Annotated in this window: 1 protein-coding gene; it reads left to right on the top strand. The window is 57.2% G+C overall.

Features of this window, described 5'->3' with window-relative positions; translation table 11 throughout:
• Nucleotides 1-514, top strand: a 514-nt coding sequence (locus AACX88_RS17610) for a hypothetical protein (RefSeq protein ID WP_339394148.1), incomplete at both ends; no start/stop codon positions are given.

Below are 514 nucleotides of genomic sequence, written 5' to 3'. Positions count from 1 at the left end.
ACAAGCGTCTGGCCAACAGTGGCCAGTTACTCAGTACCTGCCAGCATGCCTTAACGGTGCTGGCGGACGGCGAAGAGGCTAACCTACAAAGCCAACTCTATACCGCTAAACAGCTGGTCGGCGAGCTGGTCGGCATGGACAGCAAACTCTCCGGCGTGCTCGATATGCTGGAAGAAGCCGCTATTCAGCTCAGCGAAGCGACCGATGAGCTACGCCACTATAATGACCGTCTCGATCTCGACCCTAACCGCCTGTTCGAGCTGGAACAGCGTATTTCCCGGCAGATTGCGCTGGCGCGTAAACATCAGATCGCCCCGGAAGAACTCCCCGCCTTCTATCAGGCTATGCTGGAAGAACAGCGCCTGCTGGATGATAGCGCCGGTTCGCTGGAATCGCTGAGCCAGTTGGTCGTTGAACACCATCGTCTGGCGCTGGAAACGGCGCAAGAACTACACGCCCTACGCCAGAGAGGCGCCGACGAACTCACTCAGTTGATTACCGAAAGTATGCACTC

Source organism: Brevibacterium metallidurans (genome assembly GCF_037101285.1).
Classification (GTDB): Bacteria; Actinomycetota; Actinomycetes; order Actinomycetales; family Brevibacteriaceae; genus Brevibacterium; species Brevibacterium metallidurans.
The sequence above is the reverse complement of the archived record's forward strand: the minus strand, read 5'-3'. Positions and strand labels throughout refer to the sequence as shown.